The sequence below is a fragment of the Pseudomonas sp. MYb541 genome (genome assembly GCF_037479595.1).
GTDB lineage: Bacteria > Pseudomonadota > Gammaproteobacteria > Pseudomonadales > Pseudomonadaceae > Aquipseudomonas > Aquipseudomonas canadensis.
In genome coordinates this window covers 69,646-88,500 of record NZ_JBBGYS010000019.1, presented here as the reverse complement: position 1 = coordinate 88,500, position 18,855 = coordinate 69,646, and the positions used below count along the sequence as shown (strand labels likewise).

Genomic DNA, 18,855 nt, shown 5'->3' with positions numbered 1-18,855 from the left:
ACGCTCCTTCCATGAAATCATCGTGCCATTAGCACACTTGTGCTAATCGACCCCTCCCCCCTGCGGCGCTATATTCCCCGACACTTCCAGCGCTACTCCGGCACCGTGCATCTCTTGCGCGTGGGCGCGTTGTGCGCTGGAAAAACCATAACAACCCCAAGGAAGAAGCACCATGAAACTGCAATCCTCTGTTACCCGTCTTACCCTGTTGGGTGCCCTGATCATCGGCGTGGCCGGCTGCAGCAACATCAAGCCTACCGAAGACCACCTCAAGACGCTGTCGGAAACCAACCTGGGTGAGCCGGTCAAGCGTATCTCCAATGTGCGCAGCGACTCGATGACCACCTACTACGTCGCCAGCGCGGCATCCGGCGAGTACAACTGCTCGGTGCCCAGCGGTGCCAGCGGTGGTGCGTTCGCGGTGGCGAGCTTTGGGCTGATGAAGCCTGCCGCCTACTGCCAGCCCAAAGGTGCACGCGGCAACCCCCTTCAGGGCTTCACCCAGTAACCGCCTCCTGGCTCAGGTCCCGCAGAACACCGCGCAGTTCAGCGGGGCGCACAGGCTTGGAGAGAATGGCGATCTGACGGTCGTGCAACGCGGCCTGGATTTTCTCCACATCGTGCCCGGTGAGGATCAGCGCCGGGACCGCCCAACCACGTTGTTCGCGCAGGGCATCAATGCATTCGATACCGGTGGCGTGGTTACCCAGATCGTAGTCGGCGACGATGATGTCGCAATCACTGACCAGATCACGCCCCGAGGACGCCGCCTGCACCTCGCACCCCCAGCGCTCCAGCAGCGCCTGGGTGGCGAGCAACACGTTGTGGTCATCTTCCACCAGGCACACCTTCAACCCGGTGAGCAACCCGGCCTGGCGCGTGTCATCACGCGGAGCCGTTGCTCGCGGCGCGGTGGCCAGGGTGAGGCCATACAGGCTTACGGAAGTGCCATGACCCACTCGTGAACGCAGGCTCACTTGAACCCCCATCAACTGCCCCAAACGCTTGACGATGGACAGCCCGAGGCCCACGCCTTCGACGTCTTTGTCACGCAGGTGGCGTACCCGATAAAACTCCTCGAAGACCTTTGACAGATGCTCCTCGGCAATCCCTCGCCCCCGGTCATGAATCTCCACCGCCAAGCCGCCGTCGCGAATGCGCACGCCGATCAGCACCGGACGATGCGCGCCATATTTGAAACAATTGGACAGCACGTTCTGCACCATGGTCGCCAACAGCGCCGGGTCGACCAGCACCCAGTGCGCGCACGGCCGCAGGCGCAATTCCACCCCCGCCCAGCGCGCGGCCTCGGCGTTCTGGCGCACCAGGTCGGCAAGAAACTCGCCCAGGTGTACCGCCTGGTATTTAGGCAGCAGGCGGCCGTTGTCGAGGGTGTAGAGGTCGAGAATCGAGCGAAACAATTGCGACACGTTCAGCAGCGAACGGTCGATGTTATCCACCAGGCGCCGCTCTTCATCGCCCAGCCGGGCTTCGCGCAGGCACGCGGTGAACAGGCCGATGGAGTGGATGGGTTGGCGCAAATCATGGCTGGCCTGGGCGAGGAAACGGGATTTTTCCAGGTTGGCGGCGATGGCCTGCTCAGATGCCTTGCGCGTGCGCTCCAGCAGGATATGCGCGTACACCGGGATCACCGTGCTGGTGATCATCAGCATCAGCACCATGAAAGGTTGCGCCTGCCACACCGGCGTGAGGCGATACACGATCAGCAGCGCCAGCAACGCCAACGCCGTGGCAATCGCCAGGTATCGCGAGCCGTAGCGCATGCCATTGCCGAGGTTGACCCACACCATCACCGCATACAATGGCAAGGCCGCCTCGCCGCCGACCACCATACCGAACGAGGTGCCGGTGTAGTCGTGAAGCATGCCGAAGATCCGCCGCGCCGGATAATGCCCGGGCCAGCGCACAATCACCTGGCGCAAGACTATGGAGGCCAGCAGGAACAGGAAGATATACAGGATCACCGGCAGGTAGGTGTCCACCGACTGTCCGGGCAGGAAGCCCAGCGCGCCGATATACACAATGGCAATGCTGGCCACCACAATGCGCAGGTTGGCTTGATCGAGTTCGGAGTTGGTCTCAAGGCTCATGGGGTTACGTCCTTGTGCGGCAGTCATCAATTCCTTCACACACCCCAGGCAGGCCCAGGGCGCGGTGGTAAGGTAGCATGCAACTGCACAGCCTTGCCCCAGGAAGGAGCACTCCTATGACCGGTCGCATCATCATCGCCGACGATCACCCGATGTTTCGCGAGGCCATGTTGCGCACCGTACAGCGCATACTGCCGGACGCTTTGATGCAGGAAGCTGGCGACCTGGAAACGGTGCTCGCGCTGATCCGAGAAGGCGGCGAGGTCGATACCCTGATCCTCGACCTGCGCTTCCCCGGCCTGACCTGCATGAGCCAACTGGTCGACCTGCGCCAGCAACTGCGGCGCACCACGTTGATCGTGGTGTCGATGGTGGATGACCCGGCATTGATCGATCAGGTCATGGCCCTGGGCGCAGATGGCTTCATTGGCAAGAACATCGCCCCCGATGAGATCGGCCAGGCCCTGCTGGCCATCCGCGAAGGCGAAGTGCTGGTCAAGTTCGCCCCCTCCGGCCTGCTGCCGCTGGACACCCACACCCTCACCGCCCGCCAGCAGGACGTGCTGCGCCTGATCGCCCAAGGCAAGACCAACAAGGAAATCGCCAAGGCCCTGGATATCTCGCCGTTTACCGTGCGCATCCATGTGTCGTCGTTGTTGCGCACGCTGGATGTGCCGTCGCGGGCGGCGGCAGCGGTGAAGTATTCCGGGGAGTTTTAGTGGTAAGCGGGTTCACCAAAGACGCTGCTTGCCAGTCGCTTGGTCAGCCCTGCATCCGATATTTATGCTCACTTCCCAGCTTAATAATATTTTATTTATAACCCCCCTCCCCCTAGCCTTGAAGTCATGCCAACGCTGAATCCAACTGCATTACGCAAGGACAGAGACATGACTCAAGCAATAACAAAAACAGACACGCTGGTGGTAGGCGCCGGCCAAGCTGGCGTGGCCATGAGCGAGCATCTGAGCAAGCAAGGGGTGCCCCACTTGGTGCTGGAGCGCAGCCGTATCGCCGAGCGCTGGCGCACCGGGCGTTGGGATTCGCTGGTGGCCAATGGGCCGGCCTGGCATGACCGCTTTCCGGGGCTGGAATTCGACACGGTCGCTCCGGATGGGTTTGCGCCGAAAGAGCGTGTGGCGGATTACTTTGAAGCCTATGCCCGCAAGTTCAATGCGCCGATCCGTACCGGCGTGGATGTGCTGTCCGTGGTGCGTAATGTCGGCCGCCCAGGCTTTACCGTGCACACCAGCGAAGGCGTAATCGAGGCCAACCGTGTGGTCGCCGCCACTGGGCCGTTCCAAAAACCAGTGATTCCGGCCATCGCGCCGAAAGACACCGCGCTGCACCAGATCCACTCCGCTGACTACCGCAACCCCGCGCAACTGCCGGCCGGCGCGGTGCTGGTGGTGGGCGCGGGTTCCTCCGGCGTGCAGATCGCCGATGAATTGCAGCGCTCCGGACGCCAGGTGTACCTCTCGGTCGGCGCCCACGACCGCCCGCCCCGCGCCTATCGCAACCGCGACTTCTGCTGGTGGCTGGGGGTGCTGGGCGAGTGGGACCAGGCGGCCATGAAACCCGGCCGCGAGCACGTGACCATCGCGGTCAGCGGCGCACACGGCGGCAAGACCATCGACTTCCGTGAGCTGGCCCAGCAAGGCATGACCCTGGTCGGCCTCACGCAAGCCTTCAACGGCAGTGTCGCCAGCTTCCAGCCGAACCTGGTGGAAAACCTGGCACGCGGCGATGAAAACTACCTGGCCCTGTTGGACGCAGCCGACGCCTATATCGAGCGTAACGGCGTCGACCTGCCGCTGGAACCCGAAGCCCGTCGCGTATTCCCCGATGCCGACTGCATCAAGAGTCCGATCCTGGAACTGGACCTGACCAAGGCCGGTGTCACCTCGATCATCTGGGCCACCGGGTTTGCCGTGGACTACAGCTGGCTGAAGGTCGCCGCCTTCGACGAAGCCGGCAAGCCTCAGCACCAGCGTGGCGTGTCCAGCGAGGCCGGGATCTACTTCCTCGGCTTGCCATGGCAATCGCGTCGGGGTTCATCGTTTATCTGGGGCGTCTGGCATGACGCCAAATACGTGGCCGACCACATCGCCATCCAGCGTCAATACCTTGAATACCGCGAAGCCGCCCCGGTGGTTCGTCCCTCCCCTGTCAGCGCCTGACCCCTTTATTGCCGGAGTTTTTTTGATGCCTACTCACACTCGCATCCGCATGTTCAACACCAAGGAAACCTACCCTAACCAGAGCCTGGAAAACGACCTGTGCCAGGCCGTGCGTGCCGGCAATACCGTGTATGTGCGCGGCCAGGTGGGCACGGATTTCGAAGGTAACCTGATCGGCCTTGGCGACCCGCGCGCACAGGCTGAGCAAGCGATGAAAAACGTCAAGCAACTGCTGGAAGAGGCCGGTTCCGACCTGTCGCATATCGTCAAGACCACCACCTACCTGATCGACCCGCGCTACCGCGAACCGGTGTATCAGGAAGTCGGCAAATGGCTCAAGGGCGTGTTTCCGATCTCCACCGGGCTGGTGGTATCGGCGCTTGGCCAGCCGCAGTGGTTGATGGAAATCGATGTGATCGCCGTTATTCCAGAGTAAGGAGCCGCACATGACCTTTTCAATCGTCGGCCGTTGTGCCGAAACCGGCCAGTTGGGCATTGCCATCAGCTCATCGAGCATTGCCGTAGGTGCCCGTTGCCCGTGGCTGCGGCCCGGTGTGGGCGCGGTGTCGACCCAGAACATCACCCTCCCGGCCCTGGGCCCGGACGTGCTGGACCTGTTGGAGCAGGGCCTCGCCCCCGCCGATGCGATCGACAAGGCGCTGACGCGCAACGGTTACAGCCAGTACCGGCAACTGACGGCGATTGATCACCTGGGCCGCAGCGTGCATTTCAGCGGCAGCGAAACCCTCGGCACCCATAACGCCGCGTCGGGCGAACAATGTGTGGCGGCGGGCAACATGCTCGCCGACCGCACGGTGATCGAGGCGATGGTCACGGCCTTCGAGCAAGGTGAAGGCCAGTTGGCGGACCGGCTGCTAGCGGCGATGCATGCCGCCATCGCCGCCGGTGGCGAAGCCGGCCCGGTGCACTCCGCCGCGCTGGTGGTGGTGGGCGAACTGACCTGGCCGATCATCAACCTGCGCGTGGATTGGGCCGATGAACAACCGATCCTTGAATTGCAAAAGCTGTGGGATGCCTATCGCCCGCAAGTGCAGGACTACATCGACCGCGCCCTTGCCCCGGACCGCTCCCCTGGCTACGGCGTGGCCGGAGATGACCGATGAGCACCAGCCGCGAACTGCTGCAGGCGCTGGTGGGGTTTGACACCACCAGCCGCGAATCCAACCTGCAACTGATCGAGTTTGTACGCGATTACCTGGCCGGTTTCGGGGTATCCAGCGAGTTGGTCTACAACGAAGATCGCAGCAAGGCCAATTTGTTTGCCAGCGTGGGCCCGGTTGAGTTGCCGGGGATCGTGCTGTCGGGGCACACCGATGTGGTACCGGTGGATGGCCAGCCCTGGACCGTACCGCCGTTCGAGCTGACCGAACGCGACGGCAAGCTGTTCGGCCGCGGCACCGCCGACATGAAGGGTTATATCGCCTGCTTGTTGGCACTGGTGCCGGCGTTGGTCGCGGCGCCGTTGCGGATGCCGGTGCACATCGCACTGTCCTATGACGAAGAAGTCGGTTGCCTGGGCGTGCGTTCGTTACTCAAGGTGCTTGAAGAACGGCCAGTGAAACCCATGCTGTGCATCATCGGCGAACCGACCGAACTCAAGCCGGTGCTTGGCCACAAGGGCAAGTTGGCGATGCGCTGCGACGTGCACGGCGAGGCATGCCATTCGGCCTATGCACCTTATGGGGTGAATGCGATTGAGCATGCTGCCGAGCTGATTGGGGAGCTGGGACGGATTGGCCAGTGGCTGCGGGAGATCCAGGATGCGCGGTTTGATCCGCCGTTCAGCACGGTGCAAACCGGTGTGATCAGCGGTGGCAAGGCCCTGAATATCGTACCCGCGGATTGCCGGTTCGATTTTGAAGTGCGTGCGTTGCCGTCGCAGGACCCCGCCGAAGTGGCTGAAGAACTGAAGGCCTATGCCGAGCAGCAGGTGTTGCCGCGCATGCAGGCGGTGAGTGCGCAGAGTGCGATTCGCTTTACCGAGCTGTCGGCCTACCCAGGATTGGTCACCGATGAGCGCAGCCAGGCGGCGGAGTTGATCGCAGCGTTTTCCGGCTCGCGGGAGTTTGGAACGGTGGCGTTTGGCACTGAAGGTGGGTTGTTTGATGCGGTGGGCATTCCCACGGTGGTGTGCGGACCGGGGAGCATGGACCAGGGGCATAAGCCGGATGAGTTTGTCAGCCTGGAGCAACTGGCGGGGTGTGACGCGATGCTGGGGCGGATGCTGGACTCGATTCGCGCCTGAACACTTCATGCAAATCCCTGTGGCCTTGTTTTTGTGGTGAGCGGGCTTGCCCCGCGCGAGGCAAGCTCGCTCACTACAAAAGCTCGGTTCCTACGGCCGGAGCCCTAGGCGAGGAGGCGGACGAGTTCTTCGCGGCAGTAGTCGACAAAGAGCTGCACCGGCTTGGTCAACGGCGCGCGGCGCAACCATACCGCCGACAAGCCTGAGCCGGTCACCGTTTCTGCCAACGGCACACACACCACTTTCTGCCCATCATAGGTGTACTCGGTAAACGGCTTGGTCACCAGGATGGAAAACCCGAACCCCCGCCCCACCATCCCCCGCACCATCTCGATGGACGGCGAGCTGAACACGATATTCGGCGTCAGCCCGCGCTCTTCAAAGATGCTCACGAAGTAGGTGCGGCTCGGCAGCACATCCAGCAAGATCATCGGTTCCAGCACCAGGTCCGCCAGTGAAACCTTGGCCTGCTGCGCGAAACGATGATCCGCCGGCAACAGCGCATATGGCTGCTGCGGCGGCATCAATGGCGTGGTTTCGATGGTCGCGCCCAGGTCATGTTCGAACAGCATCGCCACGTCGATACTGCCTGCCGTCAACGCCTGCACCAGTTCCTGCTGCTCGCCATCACGAATGCGGATCTCCACCCCCGGCCAACGCGCCTTGAAGCCGGCGATCAAGCGGGGCAGGTACAACGGCGCCACGGTTTCAAAGCAGCCGATATCGATTTGCCCCGCCACCACGTCATTGTCCGCGAGGGCGTTCTGCTCGAACTCATGGGCTACGCGCAGCAACTCCAGGGCCTTGCGATAGAAGCGTGCGCCGCTGGGCGTCAGCGACACCCCCTGGGCGTGATGACGGATAAACAGCTGCACGCCAAAGCTGTCTTCCAACTGCTTGATCGCCGTGGACACCGACGGCTGCGCGATGTACAGCTTGCGCGAGGCCTCGGCGACGCTGCCGCATTCGGCCGTGGTGACGAAATATCTGAGTTGGCGCAGGTTGTACGCAGCCATCGGGACCTCCAGAAACGTGGGACTTCGCCCGCTAAACAGGTGTAGGCAACATACCGGAGCGCGGCAAAGCTGCGAGCTATATTTTTTAAGGTCTATAGCAACAAACTTACTAATTTACCTCCCCGTGTCCATTGCAGATCATCACTCCAACAACAAAGCGCCGCGCACGTGGCGCACAGCGAAGTACGTCAACGTACTCACCTTGCCTTGGAGTTCGTCATGGTCACCACTGCAACATCCTCCGCCCCGCTTATCGAAAAACACACGATTGGATACGTGCCCCCGGAAGATCGCCATGGAAAGGTAAGAGACCTGTTCACCCTGTGGTTCGGCGGCAATATTGCGCCGCTGCCGATCGTCACGGGTGCGCTGGGTGTGCAACTGTTCCACCTCAACCTCCTCTGGGGCATCGTCGCCATCCTCATCGGCCACCTGGTCGGCGGCGTGCTGATGGCGCTGCACTCAGCCCAGGGCCCGCAAATGGGCATCCCGCAAATGATCCAGAGCCGCGCCCAGTTCGGCTCCCTCGGCGCCTTGCTGGTGGTGGTGATCGCCGGCGTGATGTACATCGGTTTCTTCGCCTCCAACATCGTACTTGCGGGTAAATCCCTGCACGGCGTGGTCGACGCGGTGCCCGTGCCGGTGGGCATCGTCATCGGCGCCATTGGTTCCGGGATCATCGGCATCATCGGCTACCGCTTCATCCACGTGCTCAACCGCATCGGCACCTGGGTGCTGGGCGCCGGGATCGTGCTGGGCTTCGGCTACATATTTACCCATGTACAGACCACGGACTTCCTGACACGCGGCGAATTCAACATCGCAGGCGTGCTGGCGACCGTGTCCCTGGCGGCCCTGTGGCAAATCGCATTTGCCCCCTACGTGTCGGACTACTCGCGCTACCTGCCGGCCGACGTACCGGTAGCCTCCACTTTTTGGACCACCTACCTCGGCTCGGCCCTCGGTTCAAGCCTGTCCTTCATCTTCGGTGCCGTCGCCGTGCTGGCGACGCCGGTGGGCATGGACACCATGGACGCCGTCAAACTCGCCACTGGGGCGATTGGGCCCCTGATGCTGGTGCTGTTCCTCCTCAGCGTGATCAGCCATAACGCGCTCAACCTGTACGGTGCCGTACTGTCGATCATCACCCTGGTGCAGACCTTTGCCTACCGCTGGATTCCAACGGCCAAAAGCCGCGCGGTGATCTCGATCCTGGTGCTGGCAGCCTGTGCGATTGCCGCGGTGTTTGCCTCCAAGGACTTCATTGGCCACTTCGTCGACATGGTGCTGGTGCTACTGGTGGTACTGGTGCCGTGGACGGCGATCAACCTGATCGACTTCTATGCGATCCATAAGGGCAAGTACGACATTGCCTCGATCTTCCGCGTGGATGGCGGGATTTACGGGCGCTACAACCCACAGGCGCTGTTGGCGTATGCCGTGGGAATTGTGGTGCAGATTCCGTTCATGAACACACCGCTGTATGTCGGGCCGATTTCGGAACACATCAACGGGGCGGACTTGTCCTGGGTGGTGGGGTTGGTGGTGACATCGCCGTTGTATTTCTGGTTGGCGAGCCGGGACAGTGCGTATAAGCGCCGGATGGAGGGGGGGAAGTTGGTAGGGGAGATTTAATCCGGCTGTTTTGGATTGAGCTGTGAAGGAAACCCGCTTTGGCGGGTTTTCTGGTTGCGATGAGTGTGCATTGGCTCCTACCGGCGATAGCGTTTCAGTGCCAGCCACGTGATGTTTCTCTATGATAGAACCTTTCGCTTAGTGCCTCAGGAAAGACCATGCCCGCCCTCACCTTCCGCAATGCCCTCCCCGCCGATGCCGCCCGATGCTTTGAAATCGAAACAAGCGCCTACGAAGGTGACGAAGCCGCGACACTGGAAAAGATCGCCACGCGCATTGCGCAGTACCCGCAAGGCTTTTTGATCTTGGAGGCCGAGGGCCAAACCGTGGGTTTCATCAACTGCGGTTGCGCCTATGACGTGGTGATGTCGGACGAGGCGTTCAAGGAGTTGGTGGGCCATTCGGCCGAGGCGCCGAATGTGGTGATCATGTCGGTGGTGGTCGACCCGGCGCAGCAGGGCAAGGGCTATTCCAAGGCGTTGATGACCGAATTCGTGCAGCGCATGCGCGACATGGGCAAGCAGACGATCCACTTGATGTGCAAAGAACAACACGTGCCGTTGTACAAGCGCATGGGCTACCACTACACCACCCCCTCACCTTCCGACCATGGCGGAATGGCGTGGCATGAGATGATGATGGCGCTCTAGAGCACCGCAGGTGGGTTCCGATTGTGTGTCGAGACATCTAAGGCGTAGCGACAGCTCAAAAGATCAATGTATTTCAATCCGCAAAAAGCTGGGGCGCGGCTCCAATCTCTGACGCCAGACTTGAGACCACACACGATAAACAAGACATGGCCTACAGTCTCACAACCGACTGCGTGTACGGACCCGAGGCTGGTTTCAGCCCGTTACATCCCCGTGAAAACACCTCATTGAATGACTTGCCGGCGCTCGATAGCCTGCGATGCGCCCATCAGGGTATTTTTATTTTCATCACAGAGGTGTACTCATGTCTTCAATTGGTGGATTGAACCCTTTCGCTTCGATGTATCAGGCATTCGAAATCGGCAGGATCGATAGCGACAAACCCAGGCATAACCCCCTTGATCAGTCGGCGGGAGATGATGCCGAATACTTCGATCACAACACCCAAAGCTGGCAACCGACGCAGTCTGCCGGCAACGGGCACTATGCGCCCCTTGGTGATCCTTACCGCGAGCCTATAGATTTCGAGATCAAGGCTGATGGCGAGGGAGGCTGGCAGCGGGCGTAAGACCATTGGCGGCCCGAGGCAGTGCGCACCTGCCTGGGCCGTTCAACAAGCACCTGGTGAGATGCAACGATGACTGCACCTTCAATTGAGATCAGCGACCAACCCAACCCCGAAGCCGAGCGCATCCTCGGCAGCGGGCTGGCGGCATTTAACGAAAGCATCACCGGCTACAACGATCGCAGGCCACTGATGGTGCTGATCAAAGACACCGAAACGGATCAGATCCTCGGCGGCATCACCGGTAAAACCACGCTGGGCATGGCCTTTCTCGACCTCTTCCACCTGCCTGAACACCTGCGGGGTTCGGGCTTGGGCAGTCAATTGCTGCAAGCCTTCGAAGACGAAGCCCGGCGTCGGGGTTCTCGCAACGCGGTGCTCTATACCCTGAGCTTCCAGGCGCCAGGGTTCTACGAGAAGCACGGTTGGGTGAAATTCGGTGAAGTGCCCTGCGAGCCGGAGGGCAGCAGCCGGGTGTTTTTGTCTAAACTGCTGTGAGAACCGCTTACAACAGCGATAGCGGTGCGGATTGGTTTCCAGGAGTGAACTTGCTCACGAAAAACCAAGAGGCGACACGGGCAGCCTGACAGCACTGCGTCATCATTCACGTTCATCGCGAGCAAGCGCGCTCCTACAGTGAAGCTTCGTTCGTTTGGCGGAGCGGTTTTTGACCCTTATCTCTAGCCCGATAGCAAACCAATATCATTTGCGTGCAGCCCCATGCTTTGCTTTAATCGCGACCAATTCTTATTTACACGCTTTTTGAGCTGGACGGGCAGTGTGTCGACCTCTTTCACCCACCTCTACGGCACCCACCACAGCTGGCTGCTCGGCCTGCTGCGCCGACGCCTGAACGACCGCTGCGATGCCGCCGACCTGGCCCACGACACGTTTGTCCGGATTCTCAGCCGCCCACCCGCCGAAACCGACCCCGTACGCCAGCGCTCCTACCTGGCCACCATCGCCCGCGGGTTGTGCATCGACCATTGGCGCCGGCGCCAGCTCGAACGTGCGTGGCTGCAAACCCTGGCCGAACAACCTCAAGCGCTGCAACCGTCGCCGGAACAGCGGGCGATCATCGTCGAGACGCTGGTGGAGGTAGACGCCATGCTCGCGCGCCTGCCGAAGAAAGTCAGCGAAGCCTTCCTGCTCGCCCAACTGCATGGCCTGCCCTACAAGCAGATCGCCGAGCAGCTTGGCGTGGGCGAGCGCATGGTCAAGAAGTACATGGCCCAGGCCCTGTTGCATTGCGCGATCCTGGAAGCCGAGCTCGACGGGATGCTGGTGCTATGACGCCCCCCGGCAAACTCAGTCACGTCAGCCTGGAGCAGGCGGCACAGTGGTATGTGCGCCTGCAGGATCAGGGCAGCGCCCTGGAGCAACTGCGCTGGCAAGCTTGGGTCGCGCAAAACCCCGAACACCTGGCGGCCTGGCAGTATGTGCAGCGGGTAAGTCAGCGTTTTGCCCCGCTGCAGGAACAAGCCCAGAGTGCCAGCCGGGCCTTGCGCAGTTCGCGGCGTCAGACGCTCAAGACCCTGTTGGTGCTGTGCGGCGGCTCGGCGCTGGCCTGGGGAAGCTGGCGCAACACCGCCCTGCCGCGGCTGGTGGGTGGCTGGAGCGCGGACTATGCAACCACCAGCGGCGAGACACGCGATGCGCTGCTGGCCGATGGTAGCCATGTGTGGCTGAACGCATTGAGCGCGCTGGATGTGCGATTTGATACGAGGCAACGGTTGCTGCATCTGCGCTTTGGCGAGGTATTGATCGACACAGCCAAGGACGCCAGTCGGCCGTTCCTGGTCGACACTGAATACGGGCGTATGCAGGCGCTGGGTACCCGTTTCAGTGTGCTGCAAGGCGACGATCACACCCAGCTCAATGTCTTCGAAGGCCGCGTGCAGGTCACCACCCAAGACCGGCAGCTGCGCATCATCGAAACGGGCCAGCAAGCATCCTTCACCCGCGACGGCTTCAAGCCCATCACAACGGCCTCCCCGGCGCGGGAAGCGTGGAGCCGTGGCGTGCTGTTGGCGGACAACATGCCGCTTGGGCAGTTGATCGCCGAACTCAACCGTTATCGCCCAGGCCATCTGGGGTGCGACCCCGCGGTGGCGCAGTTGCCGGTGATGGGTTCCTTCCCGCTCAAAGACAGCGATCATGCCCTGCACCTGTTGCAGGCGGCGCTACCGATTCGGGTCGACCGGCCGTTACCGTGGTGGGTATCGGTCGGGCCGCAGTAAAAAATCTTCAACCGCCAGTTCCCTTTTTCAACACTCGTTCGGTTAACCCTGCAGACGCTTTGAATTCGCCGATCGATTTGATCCAAAGGGAAACATCCATGTCGCAACCTGCTCGCTTCGCGCTGCGCCCATTAGCGCTGGCCACTTCGCTGTTCTGCCTCGGCGCGCCGATGGTACACGCCGCCGACTCGCCTTCGACCCAGGAAGCCGCCCGCCCATACCGCATCGCCGCCGGGTCCCTAGTCAGTGTGTTGAACAGCTTCGCCGAGCAGTCAGGCATTTTCATCGCCGGCCACAACAGCCTCGCCGCGGACAAGACCAGTCCCGGCCTGAACGGCAACTACACCCCGGCGGCCGGCTTGCAGCGCCTGTTGCAGGGCAGCGGTTTGCAGGCCCTACCTCAGGGCAACAACGGCTACGTGCTGGAGCTGATCCCCGACAACACCGGCGCGCTGGAGCTGGGCGCTACCACGATTTCCGGCCAAGACCTGGGCGCCACCACCGAAGAAACCCATTCCTACACCACCGGCTCCATGGCCTCGGCCACTGGCCTGCCGCTGTCGATGCGTGAAACCCCGCAGTCGGTGACGGTGATCACCCGTCAGCAGATGGACGACCAGGGCACCAACAGCATCGCCGATACCCTGCGCCGCGCCCCCGGCGTCAGCGTGCAAAACTACGACAGCGAGCGCTGGGAGTTCTCCAGCCGTGGCCTGCCGATCACCAATTTCCAGTACGACGGCGTCAACTCTACCTACGACGGGGTGTATGACTACGGCACCACCAGCACCGACATGGCGGTGTACGACCACCTGGAAATCATCAAGGGTTCTGCCGGCCTGCTGAGCGGCTCCGGCGATCCTTCGGCCACGGTCAACCTGATTCGTAAAAAGCCCACGGCAGCGTTCAAAGCCTCGGTGACCCAGACCTTCGGTTCCTGGGACAATTACCGCACCGAAGGCGACATTTCCGGCCCGCTGACCGAGTCCGGTAACGTGCGCGGCCGTTTTGTCGGTGTGTACCAGGATCGCCAGTCGTACCTGGACCACTACCAGCACACCAAGGACATCGCCTACGGCATTCTCGAGGCCGACCTCACACCCGATACCCTGCTGACCTTCGGTATCGACCAGCAGGACACCCGCTCCCGCGGCGCCAGTTGGACCGGTTTCCCGATGTACTTCAGCGACGGCTCGCGCACGAATTTCTCGCGCTCATTCAACCCGGCCGCCGACTGGAGCCGTCGCGACTTCAACAACCAGACTATCTTCGCCTCGGTGCAACAGAAGCTGGCGAATGATTGGTCGCTCAAAGTCAGCCTCGACCGCAAGCGCAGCCAGCACGACACCCTGCTCGCCTCCGCCAGCGGCGGCAACCCAGACCCGGTCAGCGGCGAGAACATGTACATGTTCATGGGCAAATACAAGGGTGACCAAGTGCAGAACACCCTGGACGTGAACCTCAGCGGGCCGTTCAACTTGTTCGGCCGAGAACACGAGTTGATCATGGGCTTCATGACCACTCGCTCCAAACAGGATGTGCCGGTGTACGGTTCGGTGTACCCGCCCGTGGGCGGCAGCATCTTCGACTGGCACGGCGAATACGCCAAACCCGACATACCGCGCAGCGGCCAGAACGATATCGTGCAGCGCCAGACCGGCGCCTACCTGGCCACACGCCTGAAACCCACCGATGATCTATCGGTCATCCTCGGCACCCGCGTGAGCAATTTCAGCGGCACCGACAACACCGATTTCTACGACCCGACCAAACCCGACAACCGCACCAGCTATCACCAGAGCGGCGTGGTCACGCCGTATGCCGGGATCGTCTACGACCTCAACGACACCTGGTCGGTGTACACCAGCTACACCCAGATCTACCGCCCGCAGAACAGCAAGGACGCCGACCGCAAGCTGCTTGATCCCATCGAAGGCGACACCTACGAGGCGGGGATCAAGGCCGCGTTCTACGAGGGCCGCCTGAACGCCAGCTTTGCGGCGTTCCGCATCGAGCAGGACAATGTGGCCGAATACGTCTCAGGCTTCGAGACCGACTCGGTGTATCGCCCGATTGCCGGTGCGACTACCAAAGGTTTCGAGGCGGAACTGTCGGGTGAGGTGCTGGACGGTTGGAATGTCTCCGCCGGCTACACCTACCAGCACACCCGCGATGCCAACAACGGCTACGTGTACAGCTCGGTGCTGCAAACCACCACGCCACAGCAAGTGGTGCGCCTGTTCAGCACCTACCGCCTGCCCGGCGCGCTGGAGAACGTCACCGTGGGCGGCGGTGTGAACTGGCAAAGCGAGTTCTTTGGCAATGTATTCCAGCCCGATCCAAACGATACGGTCAACTTCGGCAATAACTCGCGCATCACCCAAGACAGCTACTACCTGGTTGACTTGATGGCACGCTACCGCTTCAACGAGCACTTGAGCACCACGCTGAATGTGAAGAACCTGTTCGATAAAAAGTACTACACCGGCCTGGGCAACTTCGGCACCGGTTTCTACGGCGAACCCCGCAGCCTGCAACTGGCGACCAAGTGGGATTTCTGAGATGACGACGGTGGAGGTCTGTGCAATGATCCCTTCACTTGCTCAAGGGAGGGACCCGCCGCCATGTCGCCGAACAGCCTCGCTCACCCCTCACGCTCGCCGCGCTTCTGGCGCGACGAGCGCCTGCCCTTCATCGAAGCGCGCACCATCGCCGATGGGCGCAAGGTGACCTATAGCCGTCACGCGCATGAGCATTTCTCCATCGGTGTAGTCACCACCGGACGCAGCTATTACCACTACGGCGCCGAAACGTTTGAGATCAGCGCCGGCACGGTGGTGTTGATGAACCCTGGCGACGTACACGCCTGCAACCCCATCGCCAATGAGCCGTGGTCCTACCAGATGCTGTACATCGACACGCCCTGGCTGACAGACTTGCAACACCAGTTGGGGTTCGGCACGGACCAGGGTTACCGCCCATTCAGCACACCCTACACCCGGGACACGGTGCTCTACGACGGCCTGTTGGAGTTGTACGGGATACTGGCGGATGAACAGGCCGAACACCTGCAAAAACAGAGCGCACTGGTGAGTTACTTCACTGAAGTTCAACAGCGCCTCAACCCCTCCGACACGCCGGTGCGTGAGGTCAACCACAAGCTGGAACGCGCCGCCGACTACATCCGCGAACACTGCACCGACGCCCTCAAACTGGAAGATATCTGTGTAGCAGCCGAGCTTTCACCGTCCTACCTGATCCGTGCGTTCAAGCAGTATTACGGCCTGACGCCCCATGCATTCCTGGTCAACCAGCGTATCCAGTTTGCCCGCGCGCAATTGCGCCAGGGTGAACTGATCGCCGACGTCGCGCTGGCCGCAGGCTTTGCCGACCAGGCGCACTTCCAGCGCACCTTCAAGCAGCATTTCGCTGCCACGCCGGGGCAGTACCGCGACCGACTCAAGCCATCAATAAATAACCCACACTGGCCACCAGCAACGCGGCCATTGAGCGGTTGAACACGCGAACGCCCTGAGGGTTGCCGAGGTAGCGGCGCAGGAATGTGCCGGCGTAGGCCCAGCACGCCACCGACAGGTAGCAGATAACCAGATAGAGCGCCGCAAACAGCCAGACCTGTGCGGCATCGCCATCCGCCACAAACAAGCCCATCCCCGCCACGCAGGCCAGCCACGCCTTGGGGTTGAGCCATTGCATGATCGCCCCATAGACCATCGACGGCGCCGTTGCGGCGCCCTCGGCATCCAGCCGGCCATCGTCCGCGGCCAGTTTCCAGGCCATGTACAGCAGGAAGGCCACCCCGCCCCACTGGATCAACTGGGTCAAAATCGGCCAGCGTACCAGCACCTCATGCAAGCCCAGCCCAATCAACACCAGCAACAGCGTGAAGCCGACGGCCGCACCGAACACATGCTTCTGGCTGGCGACAAAACCGAAGCGAGCCCCCGAACTCAGCGCCACCACATTCACCGGACCCGGCGTGATGGACGTGGCCAGGGCGAAGGCAGCCATGGAAATAATCAAGCTCATTGCAACTCCTTTTGTTCGAAACCGTGATGGTGTGGCCACGGTAAACGGCGAGTCAGATCGCGGTATTGAACAAAATGACCCTCGTCGGATTAGCCTCTCGACGAAAAAGCCCGCCTGCAGTTGGACTGGCAACCACGCTCGACCAGCAACACGCTGATCGATTGTGCCAATGGCCTGATCGCCCACAAGGTCGTTTAGATGCTTTTATTCCACTGATATAACTGCATTTTTTTCTTTCGAAAGGCCGGTTTTGATAGGCAAAAATGCGTATTTCCCGTGCAGGAGCCGGTGCTAGAGTTCAGCCCCTACTCATCGCAAAGAAGGAACCGCTATGTCACGTCGCCTGTTGGCTGCTGCCTGCCTGATGCTGTCTTTTTCTGCGGCTCAAGCCGCTGAACGCTGGGAAACCCTGCCGCCGACTCCCGCCGCCGTGACGGGCGCGAAAACCGGCTACGCTGCCGTCAACGGCATCAAGGTCTACTACACCCGCACCGGTCATGGCTCACCCGTGGTGCTGCTGCATGGCGGTTTGTCCAACTCCGATTACTGGGGCAACCAGGTCAAGGCGCTGGCGGCTAAGCACACGGTGATCAGTATCGACAGCCGTGGCCACGGGCGCAGTTCGCGGGATGACAAACCCTACGGTTATGACCTGATGGCCGACGATGTGGTGGCCGTACTCGACCACCTGAAGATCCCCCGCGCCGATATCGTCGGCTGGAGCGACGGCGCCATCATCGGCATCGACCTGGCCCTGCGTCACCCGGACCGTATCGGCAAAGTTTTCGCCTTCGCCGCCAACACCCAGACCTCGGGTGTGAAGGACGCCGTGGAAAAAAATCCGACCTTCGCCGCCTTTATCGAACGCGCTGGCAAGGAGTACGCCAAACTGTCGCCGACGCCTAAAGAGTACGACGCGTTTGTCGAGCAGATCAGCCATATGTGGGCCAGCCAGCCGAACTGGACCGACGCCCAACTGCAGAGCATCAAGACGCCGATTCTGATTGCCGACGGCGACCATGACGAAGCAATCAAGCGCGAACACACCGAGTACATGGCAACGACCATTCCAGGTGCTGGCCTGTTGATCCTGCCGAACACCAGCCACTTTGCGTTCCTGCAGGACCCGGCGTTGTTCAATGCGGCCGTACTGGGCTTCCTTGACAGCAAATAGACGCTGTACCCGCCGGCGCGCAGTGTTGATCACCGATCATGAACCTGGCGGTAAAGGCTTCGTTGTCCACGGACAGCCCGGTGTACCTCAACCGTTGATCAACGAAAAATGCGCGCCGACTCCGGCGCGCACGCCCTCCGCCACGGCCAGCGCTACGGATCCGGCGGCGAGGGACGCATCGCCACAGGCAAACACGCCAGGCGTGGATGTCTGGCGCATGTCATTGGTGTGCAGGTAAGCACCGGTGGGGCCGTCGTCAAGCTCACAGCCCAGTTGCGCGGCCAAAGGGCTGATTTGGGTGCGAGACATCGTAAAGATGCCGTCGAGGCTGAACACTCGGCCATCGTCCAACTCCAGGTCGGCTCGCTCGCCGAAGATGCGCCGTACCGCGCCGCTTTCCACGCTGACCCCACGCCGATCCAACTGCGCCTGTTGTTCGGCATCCGGGGTGAACACGCCCTGGGTGAACAACGTGGTGGTGCCCCAGTCCGGCAGCATCAGTGCGTGGTGCATGGCCAGGGGTGAAGTTGCCAACACACCGATGCGGCCTTTGTCCAGCTCGTAGCCGTGGCAGTAAGGGCAATGGAAAACGTGCTTGCCCCACCGCTGTTCGAGGCCTTCGATGGCGGGCAACGTGTCCACCACCCCAGTGGCCAGGATCAGGCGCTTGGCGTGAAAGGTACCGTTGCATTCGCTGCGAACGGCAAACCCTTGTGATTCTGCACTCGCCTCAATCACGCTGTCTTGCACCCAAGTGACCGTCGGGTACTGCATCAATTGGCTGCGGCCTTGAGCAACGATGGCCTCCGGAGCCTGGCCATCCTGGCCGAGGAAACCGTGAGACGTTGCCGCAAAACGGTTGCGCCGTTGCCCCGCATCAACCACCAGCACCTGGCGTCGGGCCCGTGCCAGTTGCAAGCCTGCTGACAGACCGGCATAGCTGCCGCCCACGATAATGACGTCGTATATCATGA

At 61.4% G+C, this 18,855-nt stretch carries 19 protein-coding genes; 15 read left to right on the top strand and 4 right to left on the bottom strand.

From position 1 onward, the window contains the following. Positions 1-172: 172 nt before the first annotated feature. Positions 173-508 carry a hypothetical protein gene (locus WH299_RS13920; protein ID WP_028616607.1) on the top strand — a complete coding sequence of 112 codons (336 nt, stop codon included), beginning with the start codon at positions 173-175 and terminating at the stop codon, positions 506-508. On the opposite strand, the gene WH299_RS13915 is transcribed toward WH299_RS13920, so the two are convergent. Continuing rightward, positions 498-2,111, bottom strand: coding sequence for an ATP-binding response regulator (locus tag WH299_RS13915; protein WP_068934255.1), 1,614 nt, complete (start codon positions 2,109-2,111; stop codon positions 498-500). The two genes, WH299_RS13920 and WH299_RS13915, sit on opposite strands and share 11 nt — an antisense overlap. Positions 2,112-2,227: 116 nt before the next feature. Between WH299_RS13915 and WH299_RS13910 the strand changes: the two genes are divergently transcribed. The 5 genes from WH299_RS13910 to argE all read left to right on the top strand — a co-directional run bounded on the left by WH299_RS13910 (position 2,228) and on the right by argE (position 6,554). After that, positions 2,228-2,830: a LuxR C-terminal-related transcriptional regulator gene (locus WH299_RS13910; protein ID WP_028616609.1), complete on the top strand. Its 603-nt coding sequence runs from the start codon at positions 2,228-2,230 to the stop codon at positions 2,828-2,830. Between the two features lie 126 nt (positions 2,831-2,956). Further along, positions 2,957-4,288 (top strand): flavin-containing monooxygenase, encoded by a 1,332-nt coding sequence (locus WH299_RS13905; protein ID WP_445262709.1) that lies wholly within the window; start codon positions 2,957-2,959, stop codon positions 4,286-4,288. A 25-nt stretch (positions 4,289-4,313) separates the two neighbouring features. Continuing rightward, entirely contained in the window at positions 4,314-4,724 is a 411-nt protein-coding gene (locus tag WH299_RS13900) for a RidA family protein (RefSeq protein ID WP_339550538.1), read from the top strand. Positions 4,725-4,734: 10 nt separating this feature from the next. Beyond that, the gene (locus WH299_RS13895) at positions 4,735-5,412 is read left to right on the top strand and encodes a DUF1028 domain-containing protein (RefSeq protein ID WP_339550537.1); all 678 of its coding nucleotides are present in this window, start codon (positions 4,735-4,737) and stop codon (positions 5,410-5,412) included. After that, entirely contained in the window at positions 5,409-6,554 is a 1,146-nt protein-coding gene (argE, locus tag WH299_RS13890) for an acetylornithine deacetylase (RefSeq protein ID WP_339550535.1), read from the top strand. Before WH299_RS13895 ends, argE begins: the two co-directional genes overlap by 4 nt. 104 nt (positions 6,555-6,658) lie before the next feature. On the opposite strand, the gene WH299_RS13885 is transcribed toward argE, so the two are convergent. Further along, on the bottom strand, positions 6,659-7,570 hold the full coding sequence (locus tag WH299_RS13885) for a LysR substrate-binding domain-containing protein (protein ID WP_339550534.1): 912 nt from the start codon (positions 7,568-7,570) through the stop codon (positions 6,659-6,661). A 219-nt stretch (positions 7,571-7,789) separates the two neighbouring features. Between WH299_RS13885 and WH299_RS13880 the strand changes: the two genes are divergently transcribed. From WH299_RS13880 to WH299_RS13845, 8 genes are all read left to right on the top strand, one after another. Then, positions 7,790-9,205, top strand: a complete 1,416-nt coding sequence (locus WH299_RS13880; RefSeq protein WP_122728796.1) for a purine-cytosine permease family protein — start codon at positions 7,790-7,792, stop codon at positions 9,203-9,205. Positions 9,206-9,363: 158 nt separating this feature from the next. After that, entirely contained in the window at positions 9,364-9,855 is a 492-nt protein-coding gene (locus WH299_RS13875; RefSeq protein ID WP_122728798.1) for a GNAT family N-acetyltransferase, read from the top strand. A 304-nt stretch (positions 9,856-10,159) separates the two neighbouring features. After that, positions 10,160-10,423, top strand: coding sequence for a hypothetical protein (locus WH299_RS13870; protein WP_339550533.1), 264 nt, complete (start codon positions 10,160-10,162; stop codon positions 10,421-10,423). 69 nt (positions 10,424-10,492) lie between these two features. Further along, positions 10,493-10,918: a GNAT family N-acetyltransferase gene (locus WH299_RS13865; RefSeq protein WP_123478577.1), complete on the top strand. Its 426-nt coding sequence runs from the start codon at positions 10,493-10,495 to the stop codon at positions 10,916-10,918. A 282-nt stretch (positions 10,919-11,200) separates the two neighbouring features. After that, positions 11,201-11,713: a sigma-70 family RNA polymerase sigma factor gene (locus tag WH299_RS13860; protein ID WP_095015825.1), complete on the top strand. Its 513-nt coding sequence runs from the start codon at positions 11,201-11,203 to the stop codon at positions 11,711-11,713. After that, positions 11,710-12,660 carry a FecR family protein gene (locus WH299_RS13855; RefSeq protein ID WP_339550531.1) on the top strand — a complete coding sequence of 317 codons (951 nt, stop codon included), beginning with the start codon at positions 11,710-11,712 and terminating at the stop codon, positions 12,658-12,660. The genes WH299_RS13860 and WH299_RS13855 overlap by 4 nt, the downstream gene beginning before the upstream one ends. Positions 12,661-12,758: 98 nt before the next feature. After that, positions 12,759-15,221, top strand: a complete 2,463-nt coding sequence (locus WH299_RS13850; protein ID WP_339550529.1) for a TonB-dependent siderophore receptor — start codon at positions 12,759-12,761, stop codon at positions 15,219-15,221. A gap of 63 nt (positions 15,222-15,284) precedes the next feature. Beyond that, the gene (locus WH299_RS13845) at positions 15,285-16,178 is read left to right on the top strand and encodes an AraC family transcriptional regulator (RefSeq protein ID WP_122728809.1); all 894 of its coding nucleotides are present in this window, start codon (positions 15,285-15,287) and stop codon (positions 16,176-16,178) included. On the opposite strand, the gene WH299_RS13840 is transcribed toward WH299_RS13845, so the two are convergent. After that, positions 16,120-16,707, bottom strand: a complete 588-nt coding sequence (locus tag WH299_RS13840) for a LysE family translocator (RefSeq protein WP_028616617.1) — start codon at positions 16,705-16,707, stop codon at positions 16,120-16,122. The two genes, WH299_RS13845 and WH299_RS13840, sit on opposite strands and share 59 nt — an antisense overlap. 331 nt (positions 16,708-17,038) lie before the next feature. Between WH299_RS13840 and WH299_RS13835 the strand changes: the two genes are divergently transcribed. Continuing rightward, a complete protein-coding gene (locus WH299_RS13835) occupies positions 17,039-17,881 on the top strand; it encodes an alpha/beta fold hydrolase (RefSeq protein WP_339550527.1) in 843 nt (280 codons plus the stop codon). 87 nt (positions 17,882-17,968) lie between these two features. On the opposite strand, the gene WH299_RS13830 is transcribed toward WH299_RS13835, so the two are convergent. Beyond that, positions 17,969-18,853: an NAD(P)/FAD-dependent oxidoreductase gene (locus WH299_RS13830; protein ID WP_339550526.1), complete on the bottom strand. Its 885-nt coding sequence runs from the start codon at positions 18,851-18,853 to the stop codon at positions 17,969-17,971. Positions 18,854-18,855: the final 2 nt, after the last annotated feature.